Source organism: Amycolatopsis sp. NPDC028719, from assembly GCF_055565395.1.
Map to the genome: position 1 here is coordinate 432403 of NZ_JBVHUL010000002.1, position 14293 is coordinate 446695.

The 14293-nt window shown below is 72.0% G+C and carries 14 protein-coding genes; 8 read left to right on the forward strand and 6 right to left on the reverse strand.

Annotated features, from left to right (window positions below; translation table 11 throughout):
• The first annotated feature begins 262 nt into the window (after positions 1–262).
• The 4 genes from ACZ4TR_RS10010 to ACZ4TR_RS10025 all read left to right on the forward strand — a co-directional run bounded on the left by ACZ4TR_RS10010 (position 263) and on the right by ACZ4TR_RS10025 (position 4892).
• Positions 263–2845: an FtsX-like permease family protein gene (locus tag ACZ4TR_RS10010; RefSeq protein WP_465286709.1), complete on the forward strand. Its 2583-nt coding sequence runs from the start codon at positions 263–265 to the stop codon at positions 2843–2845.
• Positions 2838–3530 carry an ABC transporter ATP-binding protein gene (locus ACZ4TR_RS10015; protein ID WP_465286710.1) on the forward strand — a complete coding sequence of 231 codons (693 nt, stop codon included), beginning with the start codon at positions 2838–2840 and terminating at the stop codon, positions 3528–3530. Before ACZ4TR_RS10010 ends, ACZ4TR_RS10015 begins: the two co-directional genes overlap by 8 nt.
• Positions 3527–4201: an ABC transporter ATP-binding protein gene (locus ACZ4TR_RS10020; protein WP_465286711.1), complete on the forward strand. Its 675-nt coding sequence runs from the start codon at positions 3527–3529 to the stop codon at positions 4199–4201. The genes ACZ4TR_RS10015 and ACZ4TR_RS10020 overlap by 4 nt, the downstream gene beginning before the upstream one ends.
• A 340-nt stretch (positions 4202–4541) precedes the next feature.
• The gene (locus ACZ4TR_RS10025) at positions 4542–4892 is read left to right on the forward strand and encodes a VOC family protein (protein WP_465286712.1); all 351 of its coding nucleotides are present in this window, start codon (positions 4542–4544) and stop codon (positions 4890–4892) included.
• Here the strand turns inward: ACZ4TR_RS10025 and ACZ4TR_RS10030 are convergent.
• A complete protein-coding gene (locus ACZ4TR_RS10030) occupies positions 4889–5728 on the reverse strand; it encodes an oxidoreductase (protein WP_465286713.1) in 840 nt (279 codons plus the stop codon). The two genes, ACZ4TR_RS10025 and ACZ4TR_RS10030, sit on opposite strands and share 4 nt — an antisense overlap.
• 98 nt (positions 5729–5826) lie before the next feature.
• On the opposite strand from ACZ4TR_RS10030, the gene ACZ4TR_RS10035 reads away from it, so the two are divergent.
• The 3 genes from ACZ4TR_RS10035 to ACZ4TR_RS10045 all read left to right on the forward strand — a co-directional run bounded on the left by ACZ4TR_RS10035 (position 5827) and on the right by ACZ4TR_RS10045 (position 9235).
• The gene (locus tag ACZ4TR_RS10035) at positions 5827–6729 is read left to right on the forward strand and encodes a LysR family transcriptional regulator (protein WP_465286714.1); all 903 of its coding nucleotides are present in this window, start codon (positions 5827–5829) and stop codon (positions 6727–6729) included.
• Between the two features lie 194 nt (positions 6730–6923).
• A complete protein-coding gene (locus ACZ4TR_RS10040; RefSeq protein ID WP_465286715.1) occupies positions 6924–8108 on the forward strand; it encodes a cytochrome P450 in 1185 nt (394 codons plus the stop codon).
• A 47-nt stretch (positions 8109–8155) separates the two neighbouring features.
• Complete coding sequence (locus ACZ4TR_RS10045) at positions 8156–9235, forward strand: GDSL-type esterase/lipase family protein (RefSeq protein ID WP_465286716.1); 1080 nt, start codon at positions 8156–8158, stop codon at positions 9233–9235.
• 93 nt (positions 9236–9328) lie between these two features.
• Here the strand turns inward: ACZ4TR_RS10045 and ACZ4TR_RS10050 are convergent, their stop codons facing one another.
• The 4 genes from ACZ4TR_RS10050 to ACZ4TR_RS10065 are packed head-to-tail and all read right to left on the reverse strand — an operon-like array spanning position 9329 to position 11484.
• The gene (locus tag ACZ4TR_RS10050; protein ID WP_364521574.1) at positions 9329–9628 is read right to left on the reverse strand and encodes a hypothetical protein; all 300 of its coding nucleotides are present in this window, start codon (positions 9626–9628) and stop codon (positions 9329–9331) included.
• Positions 9615–9839 (reverse strand): hypothetical protein, encoded by a 225-nt coding sequence (locus tag ACZ4TR_RS10055; protein WP_364521573.1) that lies wholly within the window; start codon positions 9837–9839, stop codon positions 9615–9617. Before ACZ4TR_RS10055 ends, ACZ4TR_RS10050 begins: the two co-directional genes overlap by 14 nt.
• 50 nt (positions 9840–9889) lie before the next feature.
• Complete coding sequence (locus ACZ4TR_RS10060) at positions 9890–10345, reverse strand: Lrp/AsnC family transcriptional regulator (protein ID WP_285992032.1); 456 nt, start codon at positions 10343–10345, stop codon at positions 9890–9892.
• Positions 10342–11484, reverse strand: coding sequence for a M24 family metallopeptidase (locus ACZ4TR_RS10065; protein WP_465286717.1), 1143 nt, complete (start codon positions 11482–11484; stop codon positions 10342–10344). The genes ACZ4TR_RS10060 and ACZ4TR_RS10065 overlap by 4 nt, the downstream gene beginning before the upstream one ends.
• 608 nt (positions 11485–12092) lie before the next feature.
• Between ACZ4TR_RS10065 and ACZ4TR_RS10070 the strand changes: the two genes are divergently transcribed.
• Positions 12093–13037, forward strand: a complete 945-nt coding sequence (locus ACZ4TR_RS10070; RefSeq protein ID WP_465286718.1) for a 5'-3' exonuclease — start codon at positions 12093–12095, stop codon at positions 13035–13037.
• A gap of 30 nt (positions 13038–13067) precedes the next feature.
• Here ACZ4TR_RS10070 and ACZ4TR_RS10075 read toward each other — a convergent pair whose 3' ends face one another.
• Complete coding sequence (locus ACZ4TR_RS10075; RefSeq protein WP_465286719.1) at positions 13068–14285, reverse strand: GNAT family N-acetyltransferase; 1218 nt, start codon at positions 14283–14285, stop codon at positions 13068–13070.
• Between the last annotated feature and the right edge of the window lie 8 nt (positions 14286–14293).

Sequence of the window (14293 nt, forward strand, 5' to 3'; positions counted from 1 at the left end):
CATCTGCGCTCCAGTGCCGGCGGGAGCCGTGCCGCGGCGTAACACGGCGAGAACGTCTCCAGGATTGGACCAGACCAATATCGGCGTCAAGGTCCAGACCACTAAACCGGCCGGATGGCGCCACGCGTTGCTTCTTTCCCGGTTCGCCGGTCGATGACCGACTGTGAGCAACAATCGGATACAAAAACGTGCCATCTCCTGCGATCTGCCGGTAGCGTGCGCGTCCATGCGGGTGAAATGGGGGACGATTGGACAGCGCAGAGTGACCAAGCCGTGGCGTGCGGCACCGAAGGCCGCCCTCTCCAGCCCGCTCACCCTGATCGTCGCGGCGGTGACCTCGCTGCTCGCCTGCTTCCTCGGCACGGCCGCGGTCCTGCAGGCCTCCGCCGCCGGCGGCGCGACGATCGCCTACCAGAGCGGGATCACCTGCCCCGACAGCTACGGCCCGGTCTTCGGCAAGGGCAACATCCCGGTCAAGGACATCCCGGCCGTCACCGGCGCGGTGCAGCGCCACGCCGGCGCGCACGGCTTCGGCGCGCCGGTCGTCGGCCAGTACACCACCGTCCTGCCCGGGACCCAGTTCAACGGCGACCCGAACTACAAGATCCGCCTCGCCTACCGCGACCAGGCCGGTCTGGACAACCTGTCGCTGCAGCAGGGCACCCGCGCGCCCGGGCTGTGGCTCGGCAACGTCGTGGCCGACGCCGAGCACATCGGCGTCGGCGCCAAGCCCAGCATCCAGGGCATCGGGCTGCCGCCGGTCACCGGCATCTACCGCGACCTGCTCGACCCGCCGCCGCGCTGGTGGTGCTCGCAGCAGTCCGGCGCCGTCGTCGACCGGCTGGCCAACGACCCGATCGACTCCATCGTGTTCGCCACCGACCGCAAGACCTTCGACGACGCGGTCGCGGCGATCGGCCTGCCGAAGATCCAGTACTTCCACATCTCGTTCTACGAACCGGCCCCGGCCACGCTCAGCGCGGCCGAAGACCTGCTGGAACGCTCTCGCGACCTCATCGCCGACGTCCGCGCGGACCTCACCGCCCAAGGGCTCGGCAACCTGGTCGCCGCCGACGTCCCGACGTTCGAACGCTCCGTGCAGATCGCCCGCCAGGCCCAGGACAACGTGTTCGTCTCGATCCTGCCGCTCGCGCTGATCAGCGTCCTGGTCGGCTGCGCCGGCCTCGGCACCGTCGCCCTCCAGTGGTACCAGCGCCGGCACGCCCAGCTGCGGCTGCTCTCCGCCCGCGGCAGCGGCCCGGGCGCCCTCGGCGGCCTCGCCGTCGCCGAACTCGGGCTCCCGATCCTGCTCGGCGGCGCCCTCGGCGCGGCCGCCGCCCGCCTGCTGCTCGGCGTGTACGGCCCACCCGGCGTGCCCGACCCCGAAGCCGAACTGCGCGCCGGCGTCGTCGCCGCGGGCGTGCTGGTGCTGTCGCTCGCGCTGCTGGCCCTGGTCGTCGCCGTGCGGGCGCACCGGGAGTTCGAACTCGGCCGCATCCGCCGCGAAGGCAACCGGATGCGGTTGCTCGGGTACTTCCCGTGGGAGCTGGCGACGGCCGGCATGGCCTGGCTCGGCTGGACCCGCCTGGCCCACTACAGCACCGGCTCACGCCTCGGAAATCCATTACCCCAGGTCGATCCGCTGGCCCTGACCTACCCGGTGTTCGTCGTGCTCACCGTCGGCCTGCTGACCGCGCGGCTGGCGTGGCTGGCCCTGCACGCCTCCCACCGGGCCCGGTTCTGGTCGCGCCCGGCCCTGCAGCTGGCGATCCGGCGGCTGGCCGGCGCCCGCGCCCCGGTGACCGGCGTCCTGGTCATCGGCACCCTCGCCATCGGCACGCTGGCCACCGGCATCGGCATCGCCAACGGCCAGGAAGCCGCGCTCGACACGAAGTCGTCGATCTTCGTCGGCGGCAACGCCCGCCTCGACACCGACAGCCCGATCGGGATGGGCACCGTCGCGATGCCCGCCGCGCTCGCGCAGAACAGCACCGTCGTCGGCGAACTGACCGGCACCGGCGGCGTCGTGCTGGTCGTCGACCCCGCGACGTTCACCAAGGGCGCCGCCGCCGGCGACGTCCCGGCCGGCGACCTCGACGGGCTGCTGCGGCAGATCTCCCAGCCGAACCCGAACGGCACGCCGGTGATCCGCGTCGGCCACACCGCGAAGCAGACCGCCCAGCTGCCCGACGGGCTGCGCGACGCCGTCACCGTCGCCGACCTGCCGGTGTTCCCGATGATCGGCACCTCCCCCGGCTACGTCGTCTCCCGCACCGCGCTCGACCACGGACAGCTCGACCGGATTCCGAAGTGGAGCGTCCTGACCGGTGCCCCGATGGCCGACGCGACCGCCGCCCTGCGCGCCGCGGGCGTGTTCATCCCCAACCGGATCAGCCGCGAGAGCGCACTGGACAGCCTGCCGTTCTTCGTCGTGTCGTGGACGTTCTCGTTCGTGGCGCTCCTCGGCGCGGTCCTCGGTGTCGTGGCGATCCTCGCCCTGCTCGTCGCGGTCGAGGTCCGGCGCCGCCAGAACGCCCTCGCCGGAGCACTGGTGCTGCGGATGGGCATGCGGCCACGGACCCTGCTGGCGAGCCACCTGATGGAACTGGGCGCGCTCAGCGGGCTGGCGATCGTCGTCGGCGTGGTCTGCGGTATCTCCGTGGCCGGGCTGTCGGTGCCGCGGTTCGACCCGGCGACCTTCCTCGCGCCGCGCTCCGAGCTGCCCGACCCGCTGCCGTTCGTGCTGACCGTGCTGGTCGTCGGCGTGCTTGTGGTGGCCATGGCCGGCTGGATCGCGGTGCGCTCGGTGCGCACCGCCCGGACCGCGGAGCTGATCCGTGCCTGACAAACCGATCTTCTCCCTGCGCGGCATCGGCGTCGACTACCCGACCCCGGCCGGCGTCGTCACCGGCGTCGACGACATCAGCTTCGACGTCCCCGCCCGCGGCATGACCGTGTTCGCCGGACCGTCGGGCTCCGGCAAGTCGACGCTGCTGCGCGTCCTCGGCCTCTTCGAACAGCCCGTGCGCGGCACCCTGACCTTCCAGGGCGCCGACGTCCGCAAGCTCAAGCACCGCGAACGGCGCGCCCTGCGGCGCCACCACCTGGGACTGGTGTTCCAAAACCCGTCCGACAACCTGCTCGGCTACCTTTCGGTCGCCGAAAACCTGCGGGCCGCGGCCGAAGCCGCCGGAACAGACTGCGACCCCGGCGACATCCTCGGGCAGCTCGGCCTGCACGGCACCGGCGACTGGAAGATCTCCGCGCTCTCCGGCGGCCAGCAGCAACGGCTCGCGTTCGGGTGCGTGCTCGCCGCGCGCTCCACGGTGATCCTCGCCGACGAACCGACCTCCCAGCTCGACGAGGGCTCGGCCGACCTCGTGCTGGACACGCTGCAGTACCTGGTGGACCAGGACTTCGCGGTCCTGGTCGCCTCCCACGACGAACGCCTCATCGACCTCGGCGCGCGCGTGGCCCGGCTGCACAAGGGCACGCTCGACGCCGTCGAAGAACGGAAACCACAGCCATGACCGAGTCCATGCTGGAAGCCGTCGGGCTCCGCCGCAGCTTCGCCCACCCCAGCGGCGACATCGAAGTGCTGCGCGGACTCGAACTCCGCGTCGCCGCCGGCGAGCTCGTCACGGTGTCAGGCCGGTCCGGGTCGGGCAAGAGCGCACTGCTGGCACTGCTGTGCGGGTTCGACTCCCCCGACTCCGGCTGCGTGCTCCTCGACGGCGTCCCCATCAGCGGCGCACCGCCGTGGCACACCTGCGCCGTGCTGCCGCAGGCCCTCGGGCTCGCCAACGAACTGACGATCGCCGAGAACGTCGCCCTGCCCCTGCGGCTGCGCTCCGACATACCCCGCCCGTCCCCCGCGGTGATCCAGGACCGGGTCACCGAACTGCTGGACGAGCTGGGGATCGGCGAGCTCGGCGACCGCTACCCCCTCGAGGTGTCGTTCGGGCAGCAGCAACGGGTCGCCCTGGCGCGTGCGGTGGCCGGGAAGCCCCGGGTACTGCTCACCGACGAGCCGACCGCCCACCTCGACGCCGGCAGCACCCCCCGGGTCCTGCGGCTGCTGCGCCGCTGCGCCGCCGAGGGAGCGGCGGTGATCGTCGCCACCCACGACGACGAGGTCCACCGCATCGCCGACCGCCGCGTCCGCCTCCTCGACGGAGTCCTCACCGCCCTGCTCGACTGAGCGAAGTCTCCCCCAGCGTCCGGCGCCAGGAATGAGTCATTCACGGCATTCGGGCCCGCCGTCCCCCAGGGTTCCGGCAAAGTCACCAGCCTGCGGCGGTTGAGGCGGGCCCTGCCGAAGCGGAGGCGACCTTGAACCCGGCCCGCGGGCGCGGGCGAGTGGGCTGGGATCCGTTGCACGGCAGCAGCGGAAGCCAGGTGGCTGAACCCGCGACTTCGCCGGGACCCCGGCCACGCCCCCAGGGACCGCACGCAACCGATCAGGAATCGAGAAGCGCTGGTCAGCGGACCGCGAATAGCGTCATCGCCGTACCGCACCACCGACTTCAGGAGCACCCGCGATGAGCACCCAGGGGATCAAGACCGTTCTCCACCCCGTCACCGACCTCGCCGCCGCCAAAGCCGTCTACACCGCCCTGCTCGGCACCGAACCCCAGGCCGACGCCCCCTACTACGTCGGCTACGACACCGAAGGCCAGCACATCGGCCTCGTGCCGAACGGCGCGCAGCAGGGCATGACCGGCCCGGTGACCTACTGGCACGTCACCGACCTCGCAGCCAAGCTCGCCGAGGTGACCGCCGCCGGCGCGAAGGTCAAGGACGAACCGAAGGACGTCGGCAACGGCCGCCTGGTCGCGACCTTCACCGACGCCGACGGCAACGTCCTCGGCCTGCTGCAGGACCCGGCCTAATCCAGCGCGGTCGACCGGCTGACCTCCTCCCAGGCCGCCAGGTCCGCCGCGAGCGCCTCGTGCTGGGCCCGGATCGCTTCCACGGCGTCCGCTCCCAGCGCGAGGCGCAGCGGCGCGTCGGCACTGCCGACCGCACGGACGATCGCCGCGGCCGCCTTGGCCGGGTCGCCCGGCTGGGTGCCGTCCATCGACTCGACCGCGTCCCGTGTGCCCGACGTCGACACCGCGTACGCGTCGATCGCGCGGGAGCGGTGCATCCGGCCGCCGCCGAACTCCGTCCGGAACGCACCCGGCTCCACGATCAGCACCCGCACCCCGAACGGCGCGACCTCCGCCGCCAGCGCCTCGGACAGGCCTTCCAACGCGTACTTCGCCGCGGAATACGCGCCGAAGCCCGGCATCGACAACTGACCGCCCATCGAGCTGATCTGCACCACCGTGCCGCTGCCCTGGGCCCGCAGGTGCGGCAGCACCGCCTTGGTCACCGCCACCGCACCGAAGAACATCACCTCCATCAGCGCGCGCAGCTCCTCCAGCGTCAGCTCCTCGACCGCGCCGACCGAGCCGTTGCCGGCGTTGTTGACCACGACGTCGATCCGGCCGAACTCCTCGAGCGCCGTCTCCACCGCGGCCTCGACCTGCCCGGCATCGGTGACGTCCAGCGCCGCGGTCCGGACCCGGTCCCCGCCACGATCCCGCAGCCCGGACAGGGTTTCCGGCCGCCGCGCGGTGGCCAGCACCCGGTCACCCGCGGCCAGTGCCGCCAGCGCGATCTCCCGGCCGAACCCGGAAGAGCAGCCGGTGATCAGCCAGACGCGGCCGTCGGTGTTCGTCATCTTCGCGTTCCTCCCAGTGGATTCCTCCCTGCCATCCTGGGGACGATCACCACCGCGCCGCCAACACCGATCTCCTGCCGGGGCTACAGTCCCAGCCTGTGACCCCTGAGCTTCGGCAGCTTCGCTACTTCGTCGCCGTCGCCGACGAAACCAGCTTCACGCGCGCCGCCGCCGGCCTGCACATCGCCCAGCAGTCCCTCTCCCAGCAGATCACCGTGCTCGAACGCACCCTCGGCACCCGGCTGTTCGACCGCGACCCCCGCGGAACCCGTCTCACCGCCGTCGGCGCACTCTTCCTGCCGGAAGCACGCGCGGTCCTCGCCCGCGCCGACGAAGCCGTCGCGACCCTCGCGCGCGCCGTACGCGGCGAGATCGGCACCGTCCGGCTCGCGTTCCTCACCACCACGGCGAACTACCTGCTGCCCCCGGTCGTCCGCGCCGTCCGCGAGCGCTTCCCCGGCCTCACGGTGACCACGGCCGAAGCCCCGATCGCCGAACTTGTCGACGGCCTGCGCGAACGCCGCTTCGACCTCGCGTTCACCCGGCCACCCCTGGTCGAAGGCCTCACGTCCCGGACCCTGCTGACCGAGGAAGTGTGCGCCGTCCTCCCGGCCGGCCACCCGCTCGCCGAACGCGCCTCATTGAAGCTCGCCGACCTGGCCGGCGAACCGTGGGTGCTCACCCCGCGCAGCACCTGGGAACCCTGGCACCGCAGCTACGACGCCGACTTCGCCGCCGCCGGCTTCACCCCGCACGTCGTCCAGCGGGCCGCTACCGTCCAGGGACTCCTGGGCCTCGTCGCGGCCGGCGTCGGCATCACCCGGCTGACCCGCTCCTCCCACAGCCTCCGACGCGGCGGCGTCGCGTTCGTACCGCTCGAGAACGACGTCGCCCGCACCGAACTCGTGTGGGTACCCGGCCACGACAACCCCGCGATCCCGGTCATCGCCGACGTCGCCGCCGAACTCGCGGCGACCACCGACCTGACCGAAGCCGGATAACGCCACCCGAATCGGGAAGGTTGCCCGATCCCGCCCCATTCACATCGAAAGTTGATCCACCAGCCCATTTGGTTGACCCCGATGATCACCTTTTCTCGTTGACGCCCAACCGGCAACGCCCATAGCCTGTTCAAAGTCAACGAAGCGAATTCCTTCGTTCTGGGGAAATCGGTTTCAGCAAAGGAGCCGCGCGAATGAACTCGCCCGAAGTCCGCCCACCGTCACTGGAAGACGGCGGATCCGCCCTGTTCACCTGGGTCGACCAAATGCGCGAGAACCACCCGGTCATCGAGGACGACAACGAAACCTGGCACGTATTCCGGCACACCGACGTCCGCCGCATCTTCACCGATCACCAATCGTTCTCCTCCGACCCGGGATTACTCCTCCCGGACACCGCCGAAGCCGTCCGCGGCAACATGGCGGCCGTCGACCCGCCGGTCCACCACCGGCTGCGGAAACTGGTCAGCAAAGCCTTCACCCCCAAAGTCGTCGCCGACCTCGAACCGCGGATCGTGACCGCCACCGACACCCTCATCACCGAAATGGCGCAGCGAGACGACCCCGACCTCATCCGCGATCTCGCCTACGCGTTACCCGTCGTGGTCATCGGCGACCTCATCGGCATCCCACCCGAAGACCGCACCCTCTACCGCGGCTGGGCCGACGCCCTCCTCGCCGGCGGCGCCCCCCAGGAAGACGGCACCTCCCTGACCGAAGTCATGGAGACCTACCTCGCCGCCATGCTCGCCCAACGGCGCCGCGACCCCGAAGACGACCTCTTCAGCGCACTCGCCCACGCCGAAGTCGACGGCGAACACCTCGCCGACCACGAAGTCCTCAACTTCGCCTCCCTGCTCCTGGCCGCCGGCCACATCACCACCACCATGATGCTCGGCAACACCGTGCTGTCCCTGCACGAATTCCCCGACGCCGCCGCCGCGGTCCGCCGCGACCCCGGCCTCATCCCCAGCCTCCTCGAAGAAGTCACCCGCCACCGGCCCCCGATCATGCGCCTCCTGCGGATCACCACCACCGACGTCGAACTCGGCGGCGTCACCATCCCCGCCAAAGCGATGGTCACCCCCTGGGTCCTCGGCGCCAACCGCGACCCCCGCCACCACACCCGCGCCACCGAGTTCGACCCCCGTCCCCGCAAGGAAACCAACCTCGCCTTCGGCGGCGGCGTCCACTTCTGCCTCGGCGCACCCCTCGCCCGGCTCGAAGGACGAGTCGTCTTCGAACAACTGCTGGACCGCTTCGCCGACATCCGCGTCCGCGACGGCGTCCAGATCGGCTACCCCTCACCCATGATCTTCGGAGTCCGCGAACTCCCCGTCGAACTGATCCCCCGCCAAGCCGTCAAGCGCTCCGCGTGACCGGCGACGCACCCCGCTCCCACCCCTGATCCGTAGACTCGACGACGATGCGACGTCTCAAGTGGTACTGGGGAGCCTTGGTCCTCGCGTGCGTGGCCCTGCTGGCCGGCTTCTTCGTCTTCTTCGGCTCCGAAAGCAAGAACGGCCAACCACAACCCCGCCAAGGCCCACCCGGCACCGGACCGCTCACCGTCGTCGCGATGGGCGACAGCACCGTCTCCGGCGAAGGCGCCGGCCAGTACACCGCCACCACCAACGGCCAGGGCGGCAACTGGTGCCACCGCTCCCCCAACGCCTTCGTCGACAAGATCGCCGTCCCCGGCATCACCGCCCACGTCAACCTCGGCTGCTCCGGCGCACCCGCCGAACAGGTCGCCCTCGGCGACGTCAAGCAGTGGACCGAACCTTCGCAAGCACAGCAGCTCGCCGCACTGGTCAAGGACCACCGCGTCGCCGCGGTCGTCGTCGCCGTCGGCGCGAACGACGACCCGAAGTTCTCCAACCAGGTGAACGACTGCTTCAAGGCGTGGTTCAACGCCGGCGGCCCGCCGTGCAGCACCGCGCTCAAGCAGACCTGGCAGTCCAAAGTGGACGCCATGGTGCCGAAGGTCGTCACCGCCGTCTCCGACGTGAAGAAGGTGCTGGCGGCCGCCGGGTACGTCCCCGCGGACTACCAGCTGATCCTGCAGTCCTACGCCGCCCCGATCGGCCCGGACCTGCCGGAGGACCTGCGCAGCCTCAACGGCTGCCCGTTCCGCGTCGAAGACCTGCGCTGGATCTCCCAGACCGGGATCGGCGTGCTCTCGGCCGGCCTGAAGACAGCCGCCCAGCAGACCGGCGCCCGGTTCCTGGACCTGGCGAAGGCCGGCGTGAAGCACGAGGCGTGCAGCGGCGGCGCCAACCCGGCGACGGAGTGGTTCACCCGGCTGACACTCCAGCTGGCGGACCTCGGCAAGGCCGACCGCGCGGGCCACGCGCTCCAGGAGTCGTTCCACCCCAACGCGGCCGGCCACGCGGCGATCGCGAACTGCCTGACGGAGTTCATCGCGGCCCGCGACGGCAACGCGTCCTGCCTCGCGGGCGCGGACGGGAAGCTGCACGCCGCCCCGGAGGTCGTGGCCCGCTGACCCCCTCCGCTCTTGGCGGTTCTAGGGGTGACGTGCGTGCTTACCGGAGTGTTGTTTTTCCACCACTGTCGAGCGGTATAGGGCGTTATACACTTAGAGATCGAGAGCGGCTCGCAGGGCGATGTCGATGCGCTCTTGGACGTCGAGGTCGATCTCGGCGATGCGTTCGTCGAACCAGGGCCGGTAGAGCCGGGTGAGGTTCAGCGTCGATACCCAGTAGCGGGCGTCGACCGCCACGCCGAGGATGTCCTGGGGGTCGCGTTCGAGCAGTTCGGTACCGAGCAGCCAGGGGCGCTCGGACTCGTTCACCCCGTCCGAGGACAGCAGCACCACGGTGCGCTGCCGGGCCGGTTCGGTCGGGGGGTGGTACGTCCAGACTTCACCCCTGCGCACGCAGATCCTTCTCCGCCGCCGCGCGCTCGGCCTCGTCGAGTTCCGCGACGGCCGGCTCCGGCTTCTGCGGGGTGTAGCCCGTGCGTACCGCCTCGCGCCGGGCTGCCTTCGACAGCCAGGACGAGACCGAGATCCCGTGTGCTTTCGCGGCGCGTTCGGCGAAGTCCAGGGCGCCGCTGTCCAGCGAAAGAGTGACCTTACGTGTTGCCATACCTTTTACCGTACCAGTGCCCATGTTCCGAAACCAGCGTGGCGCCGGCGTCAGAACGTCGGCGAACGACCCTCGAACGGCGTAGAGAGCACCACCGTGGTCCTCGTCGACACCTTCGCGGCCTCGCGGATCCGGCGCAACAGGTCCTCCAGGGCCAGCGGCGACTGGACGCGCACCAGCAGGATGTAGGACTCGTCGCCGGCCACGGAGTAGCACGACTCGATCTCCTTGATGTGCTGGATCCGCTGCGGGTAGTCGTCCGGCGCTCCGGGGTCGTTCGGCGTCAGCGAGATCAGCGCCGTCAGCGGCAGGCCGATCTGCTCGCCGTCGAGCCGCGCGGTGTAGCCGAGGATGACCCCGCGCTGCTCGAGGCGGCGCACCCGCTGGTGCACCGCCGACACCGACAGCCCGACCCGCTCGGCGAGGTCGGTGAAGCTGCGTCGTCCGTCGGCCGCGAGCTCCTGGACGATCGCCTGGTCCAGCGGCTCCAGGCCGCCGACCGTCATGCGTCCAGCACGACGAGCTCGTGCGGCTGGTTGTTGACGGACTCGACGCCGTCCGCGGTGACGATGACGATGTCCTCGATGCGGGCGCCCCACCGGCCCGGCTGGTAGATGCCCGGCTCGACGCTGAAGGCCATGCCCGGCTCCAGCGGCAGCGCGTTGCCCGCGATGATGTACGGCTCCTCGTGGACGTCCAGGCCGATGCCGTGGCCGGTGCGGTGGATGAAGTACTCGCCGAACCCGGCCTCGGCGATGACGTCGCGCGCGGCCGCGTCGACCGCTTCGGCCGTGACGCCCGGCTTCACCGCGGCCACCGCGGCGGCCTGGGCGCGCTGCAGCACCGCGTAGGTGTCGGCCACGTCGGCGTCGCGCGGGGTGCCGACGGCGTAGGTGCGGGTCGAGTCGGAGTTGTAGCCGGCCGGCAGCGGGCCGCCGATGTCGACGACCACGACGTCACCCTTCTCGATGACGCGGTCGGAGACGTCGTGGTGCGGGCTGGCGCCGTTCGGGCCGGACCCGACGATCACGAAGTCGGCCTGGACGTGACCCTCCTCGACGATGGCCGCGGCGATGTCGGCGCCGACCTCCTCCTCGGTGCGGCCGGGCCGCAGCCACTCGGGGACCCGGGCGTGCACGCGGTCGATGGCCGCGCCGGCGTCCCGCAGCGACGCGATCTCCGCGGCGTCCTTGCGCATCCGCAGCTCCCGCACCACCGGGCCGGCGAGGGTCTGCTCGGCCGTCCCGAGCGCGGCCCGCAGGGCGAGGACGTGCAGGGCCGGGGTGAAGTCGCTGACCGCGACGCGGCCGGGCTTCCCGAGCCGGTCCGCGACGAACGCGTACGGGTCGTCGCCGTCCACCCAGGTGAGCAGCTCGACGCCGAGCTCGTCGGTGGGGACGTCGGCGTACCCGGGCGCCTCCAGCTTCGGCACGACCAGGGCGGGCGTGCCGTCGGCCGGGACGACGAGGGTCGTGAGGCGCTCGAACGAGCCGCCGGCCTGGCCGATGAGGTAGCGCAGGTCGGAACCGGGCGCGATCAGCAGGGCATCGGTGTCCGCGGCGGCCGCGGCCGAGCGGGCGCGGTCCAGGCGAGCACGAAGGGCGGCAGCGTCGGGGGCGGGCGTGTGGAGGGAACGGCGCGACATGAAGCCGAGCCTAGTAGGGCGGCCCGGGTGGTCCGCCCGCCCGGGCCCGCGACATGCCGGGCCGGGTGATGCCGCTCCCGCCCCGCTCCCCTGCCGAACCGGCCCCGCTCCCCGGGGAAGCTCGACGCCCGGCCGACTCCCCCACGACGCCGGGCAGTTCCCTCGCCAAGCGGGCCCAGCTCCCCCGCGAAGCTCGCCGCCCGACCGGCTCGTTCACTACACCCGCCCCCGGCGGATCTTTGCCGCCCGGCGGGCTCACGACGCCCACTTCCCCACGAGCCCGACCACTTTCTTCGCCACGCCAGCCCCGCTCCCCGGCGGAAGTGGTCACCCGGCCGGCTCGTCCGCTACCCCACGCCCCCGGCACCTTCCGGCCACCTCGGCCCGCTCCCCTGGGGCCCCGGCGTTGCCCGGCGGCGGGGAAGTAGCCTCGCCGCCGGGGACGGCACCGCCGCTCCCCCACCGCACGGCGCCCCCGGGCAGTTCCCTCGGCTCACAGCCCTCCCAACCGGCCGCGCACCTTCCTCGCCCGAGCGGCAGCATCTCCCCCTGTGCTCGCGTGCGCGTGGCTTGCCCCGGGCACCCGCCGGGCGTGGCAGGCTGTGCGGGTGACCGGACCCCTTGCCCTGCTCGACTCCGCGAGCCTGTACTTCCGTTCGTTCTACGCCCTGCCCGACTCGATGCGCGCCGCCGACGGGACGCAGGTCAACGCCGTGCGGGGGTTCGCCGACACGATCGCGCGGATCCTCACCGACCGGCGCCCGGCCCGGCTCGTGTGCTGCCTCGACGCCGACTGGCGGCCGAAGTTCCGCACCGACCTGCTGCCCAGCTACAAGGCGCACCGGGTGGCCGAGGAGAACGGCACCAGCCCCGACGTCGAAGAGGTGCCCGACACGCTCACCCCGCAGGTCCCGATCATCCTCGACCTCCTGGAGGCGTTCGGGTTCGCCACCGCGGAGGCGGCGGGCTACGAAGCCGACGACGTCATCGGCGCGCTGGCCACCCGCGAGAAGGCGGATCCGGTCGAGGTGATCACCGGCGACCGGGACCTGTTCCAGCTCGTGCGCACCGAACCGACGCCCACGTCGGTGATCTACGTCGGCAAGGGCTGGGCCAAGGCCGAGGTGCTCGGCCCGGCCGAGATCGCCGAGCGCTACAGCCTCCCCGTCGAGACCGCCGGACCGGCCTACGCGGACATGTCCATGATGCGCGGCGACCCCTCCGACGGGCTGCCCGGCGTCGCCGGCATCGGCGAGAAGACCGCCGCGAAGCTGATCACGCAGTTCGGCAGCCTCGACGCGCTCCTGGAAGCCTCGGCCGCGAGCGATCCCCGCGTCCCGCTCAAGACGCGGCTGCGTCTCGCCGACGCCGCCGATTACCTGGCCGTCGCGCCGACCGTGGTCCGGGTCGCCGTCGACGCGCCGGTGGAGCAGTCCCGCCCCGACACCGTGCCGGCGACGCCGGCCGACCCGGACCGCGTGGCCGAGCTGACCGAGCGCTGGAACCTCGGCAACTCCACCGAACGGCTGCTCAAGGCCCTGCCCGGCGCCTAGCTCCCCGCGAGCTGAAGGTGTCCTTCAGCGCTAGAAGTACGTGCCGCACCACGGCGCGGCGATGGTGGTGAACAGCTCGTCCGCCCGGCCGGGCGCGGCCGGGTCGTGGACCGTGATCCGCCCGGCCGCGGCCAGCGCGGTCGCGCTCCACTGCCCGAGGTAGAGCATGCCGAGCGTGTCGACGTCGAGGGCCAGGTCCGCCGCCGCGTCCGTGCGGCGGGCGCCGTCGGGCGTGACCTCGTAGTGCCCGGTGTTGGCCGGCAGCATCCGGTCGGCCACCGCCAGCACCACCGGCTCGGCCGCCCGGTAGGTGCGGGCGGCCAGCGCCGCGGCGACGTCGACCGGCCGCAGCCACAGATCGTCCTCGACGTCGGCGGTGCGGGCGTGCCGGTGGTCGGCCAGCATCGCCGCGAGCGGCTCGTCGACCGGCCGGTAGCGGGCCCGTACCCCGGAGACGAGGTCGATCGACAGCAGGAACCGCCACAGCGCGGCCCGCGCGGCCGGGTCCGCGCTCTGCAGCTCCCGGACCTTCAGCACGGCCCCTTCGTCGGGCGACTCCAGGGTGCGGCGGTCCACCGTGTCGTACACGACGTACCCGTCGTCGCCGTCGGGTCCACTGTGGACGGCCACGACGTAGCTGCCCTCCGGGCCGACGAGCCGGTCGTGCGCGATCGGCCACCACTCGGCGGGCCGGCCGATCATCCCGGCCCGGTGCAGCCCGATCCGCTGGTACAGCCCGGGAATCTCTTTCACCGCATCCTCGGGCGTGAGCATCCGGACGTCGCCGGCCGCCGGAACGCGGTCGTGGAGCCGGGCCGCGGGCCTGGGCAGCCACACGGTCTTGCCGAGCGCGGCCGAGCCGTAGCCGAACCGGCCGTAGATGGTGGGTTCACTGGCGTGCAGCGCGGCCAGGGGGATTCCGCGCGCGGCGAAGTCCTCGAGCTGCACCGCCATCATCGCGGTGAGGACCCCGCGGCGGGTGCGGTCGGCGCGGACCCCGACGCCGTCGACCGCCCCGAGCGGCAGGACCGCTCCGCCGGGTACCGCGATCCCGGAGTCGAAGGAGCTGGCGATCCCGATCGGGGTCCCGCCGTCGAAGGCGCCGAACTTGTGCGCGGCGGGCCACGAATCCCCGTACTGCGCCCAGGACTCGTCGCTGATCCGGTTGGTGTGCAGCGAGCGCCCCAGCAAGTCCAATGTGGTGCGGCGCTCGTCCTCGGTCACGGGGCGGACGTCGAAGTCGGTCATGCCGCCGA

Excerpts from the sequence above, each read along its gene's own strand:
- ACZ4TR_RS10045 (WP_465286716.1), top strand. The coding sequence starts at position 8,156 with ATGCGACGTCTCAAGTGGTACTGGGGAGCCTTGGTCCTCGCGTGCGTG.
- ACZ4TR_RS10030 (WP_465286713.1), bottom strand. The coding sequence starts at position 5,728 with ATGACGAACACCGACGGCCGCGTCTGGCTGATCACCGGCTGCTCTTCC.
- ACZ4TR_RS10060 (WP_285992032.1), bottom strand. The coding sequence starts at position 10,345 with ATGACGGTCGGCGGCCTGGAGCCGCTGGACCAGGCGATCGTCCAGGAG.
- ACZ4TR_RS10025 (WP_465286712.1), top strand. The coding sequence starts at position 4,542 with ATGAGCACCCAGGGGATCAAGACCGTTCTCCACCCCGTCACCGACCTC.
- ACZ4TR_RS10020 (WP_465286711.1), top strand. The coding sequence starts at position 3,527 with ATGACCGAGTCCATGCTGGAAGCCGTCGGGCTCCGCCGCAGCTTCGCC.
- ACZ4TR_RS10055 (WP_364521573.1), bottom strand. The coding sequence starts at position 9,839 with ATGGCAACACGTAAGGTCACTCTTTCGCTGGACAGCGGCGCCCTGGAC.
- ACZ4TR_RS10065 (WP_465286717.1), bottom strand. The coding sequence starts at position 11,484 with ATGTCGCGCCGTTCCCTCCACACGCCCGCCCCCGACGCTGCCGCCCTT.
- ACZ4TR_RS10075 (WP_465286719.1), bottom strand. The coding sequence starts at position 14,285 with ATGACCGACTTCGACGTCCGCCCCGTGACCGAGGACGAGCGCCGCACC.
- ACZ4TR_RS10040 (WP_465286715.1), top strand. The coding sequence starts at position 6,924 with ATGAACTCGCCCGAAGTCCGCCCACCGTCACTGGAAGACGGCGGATCC.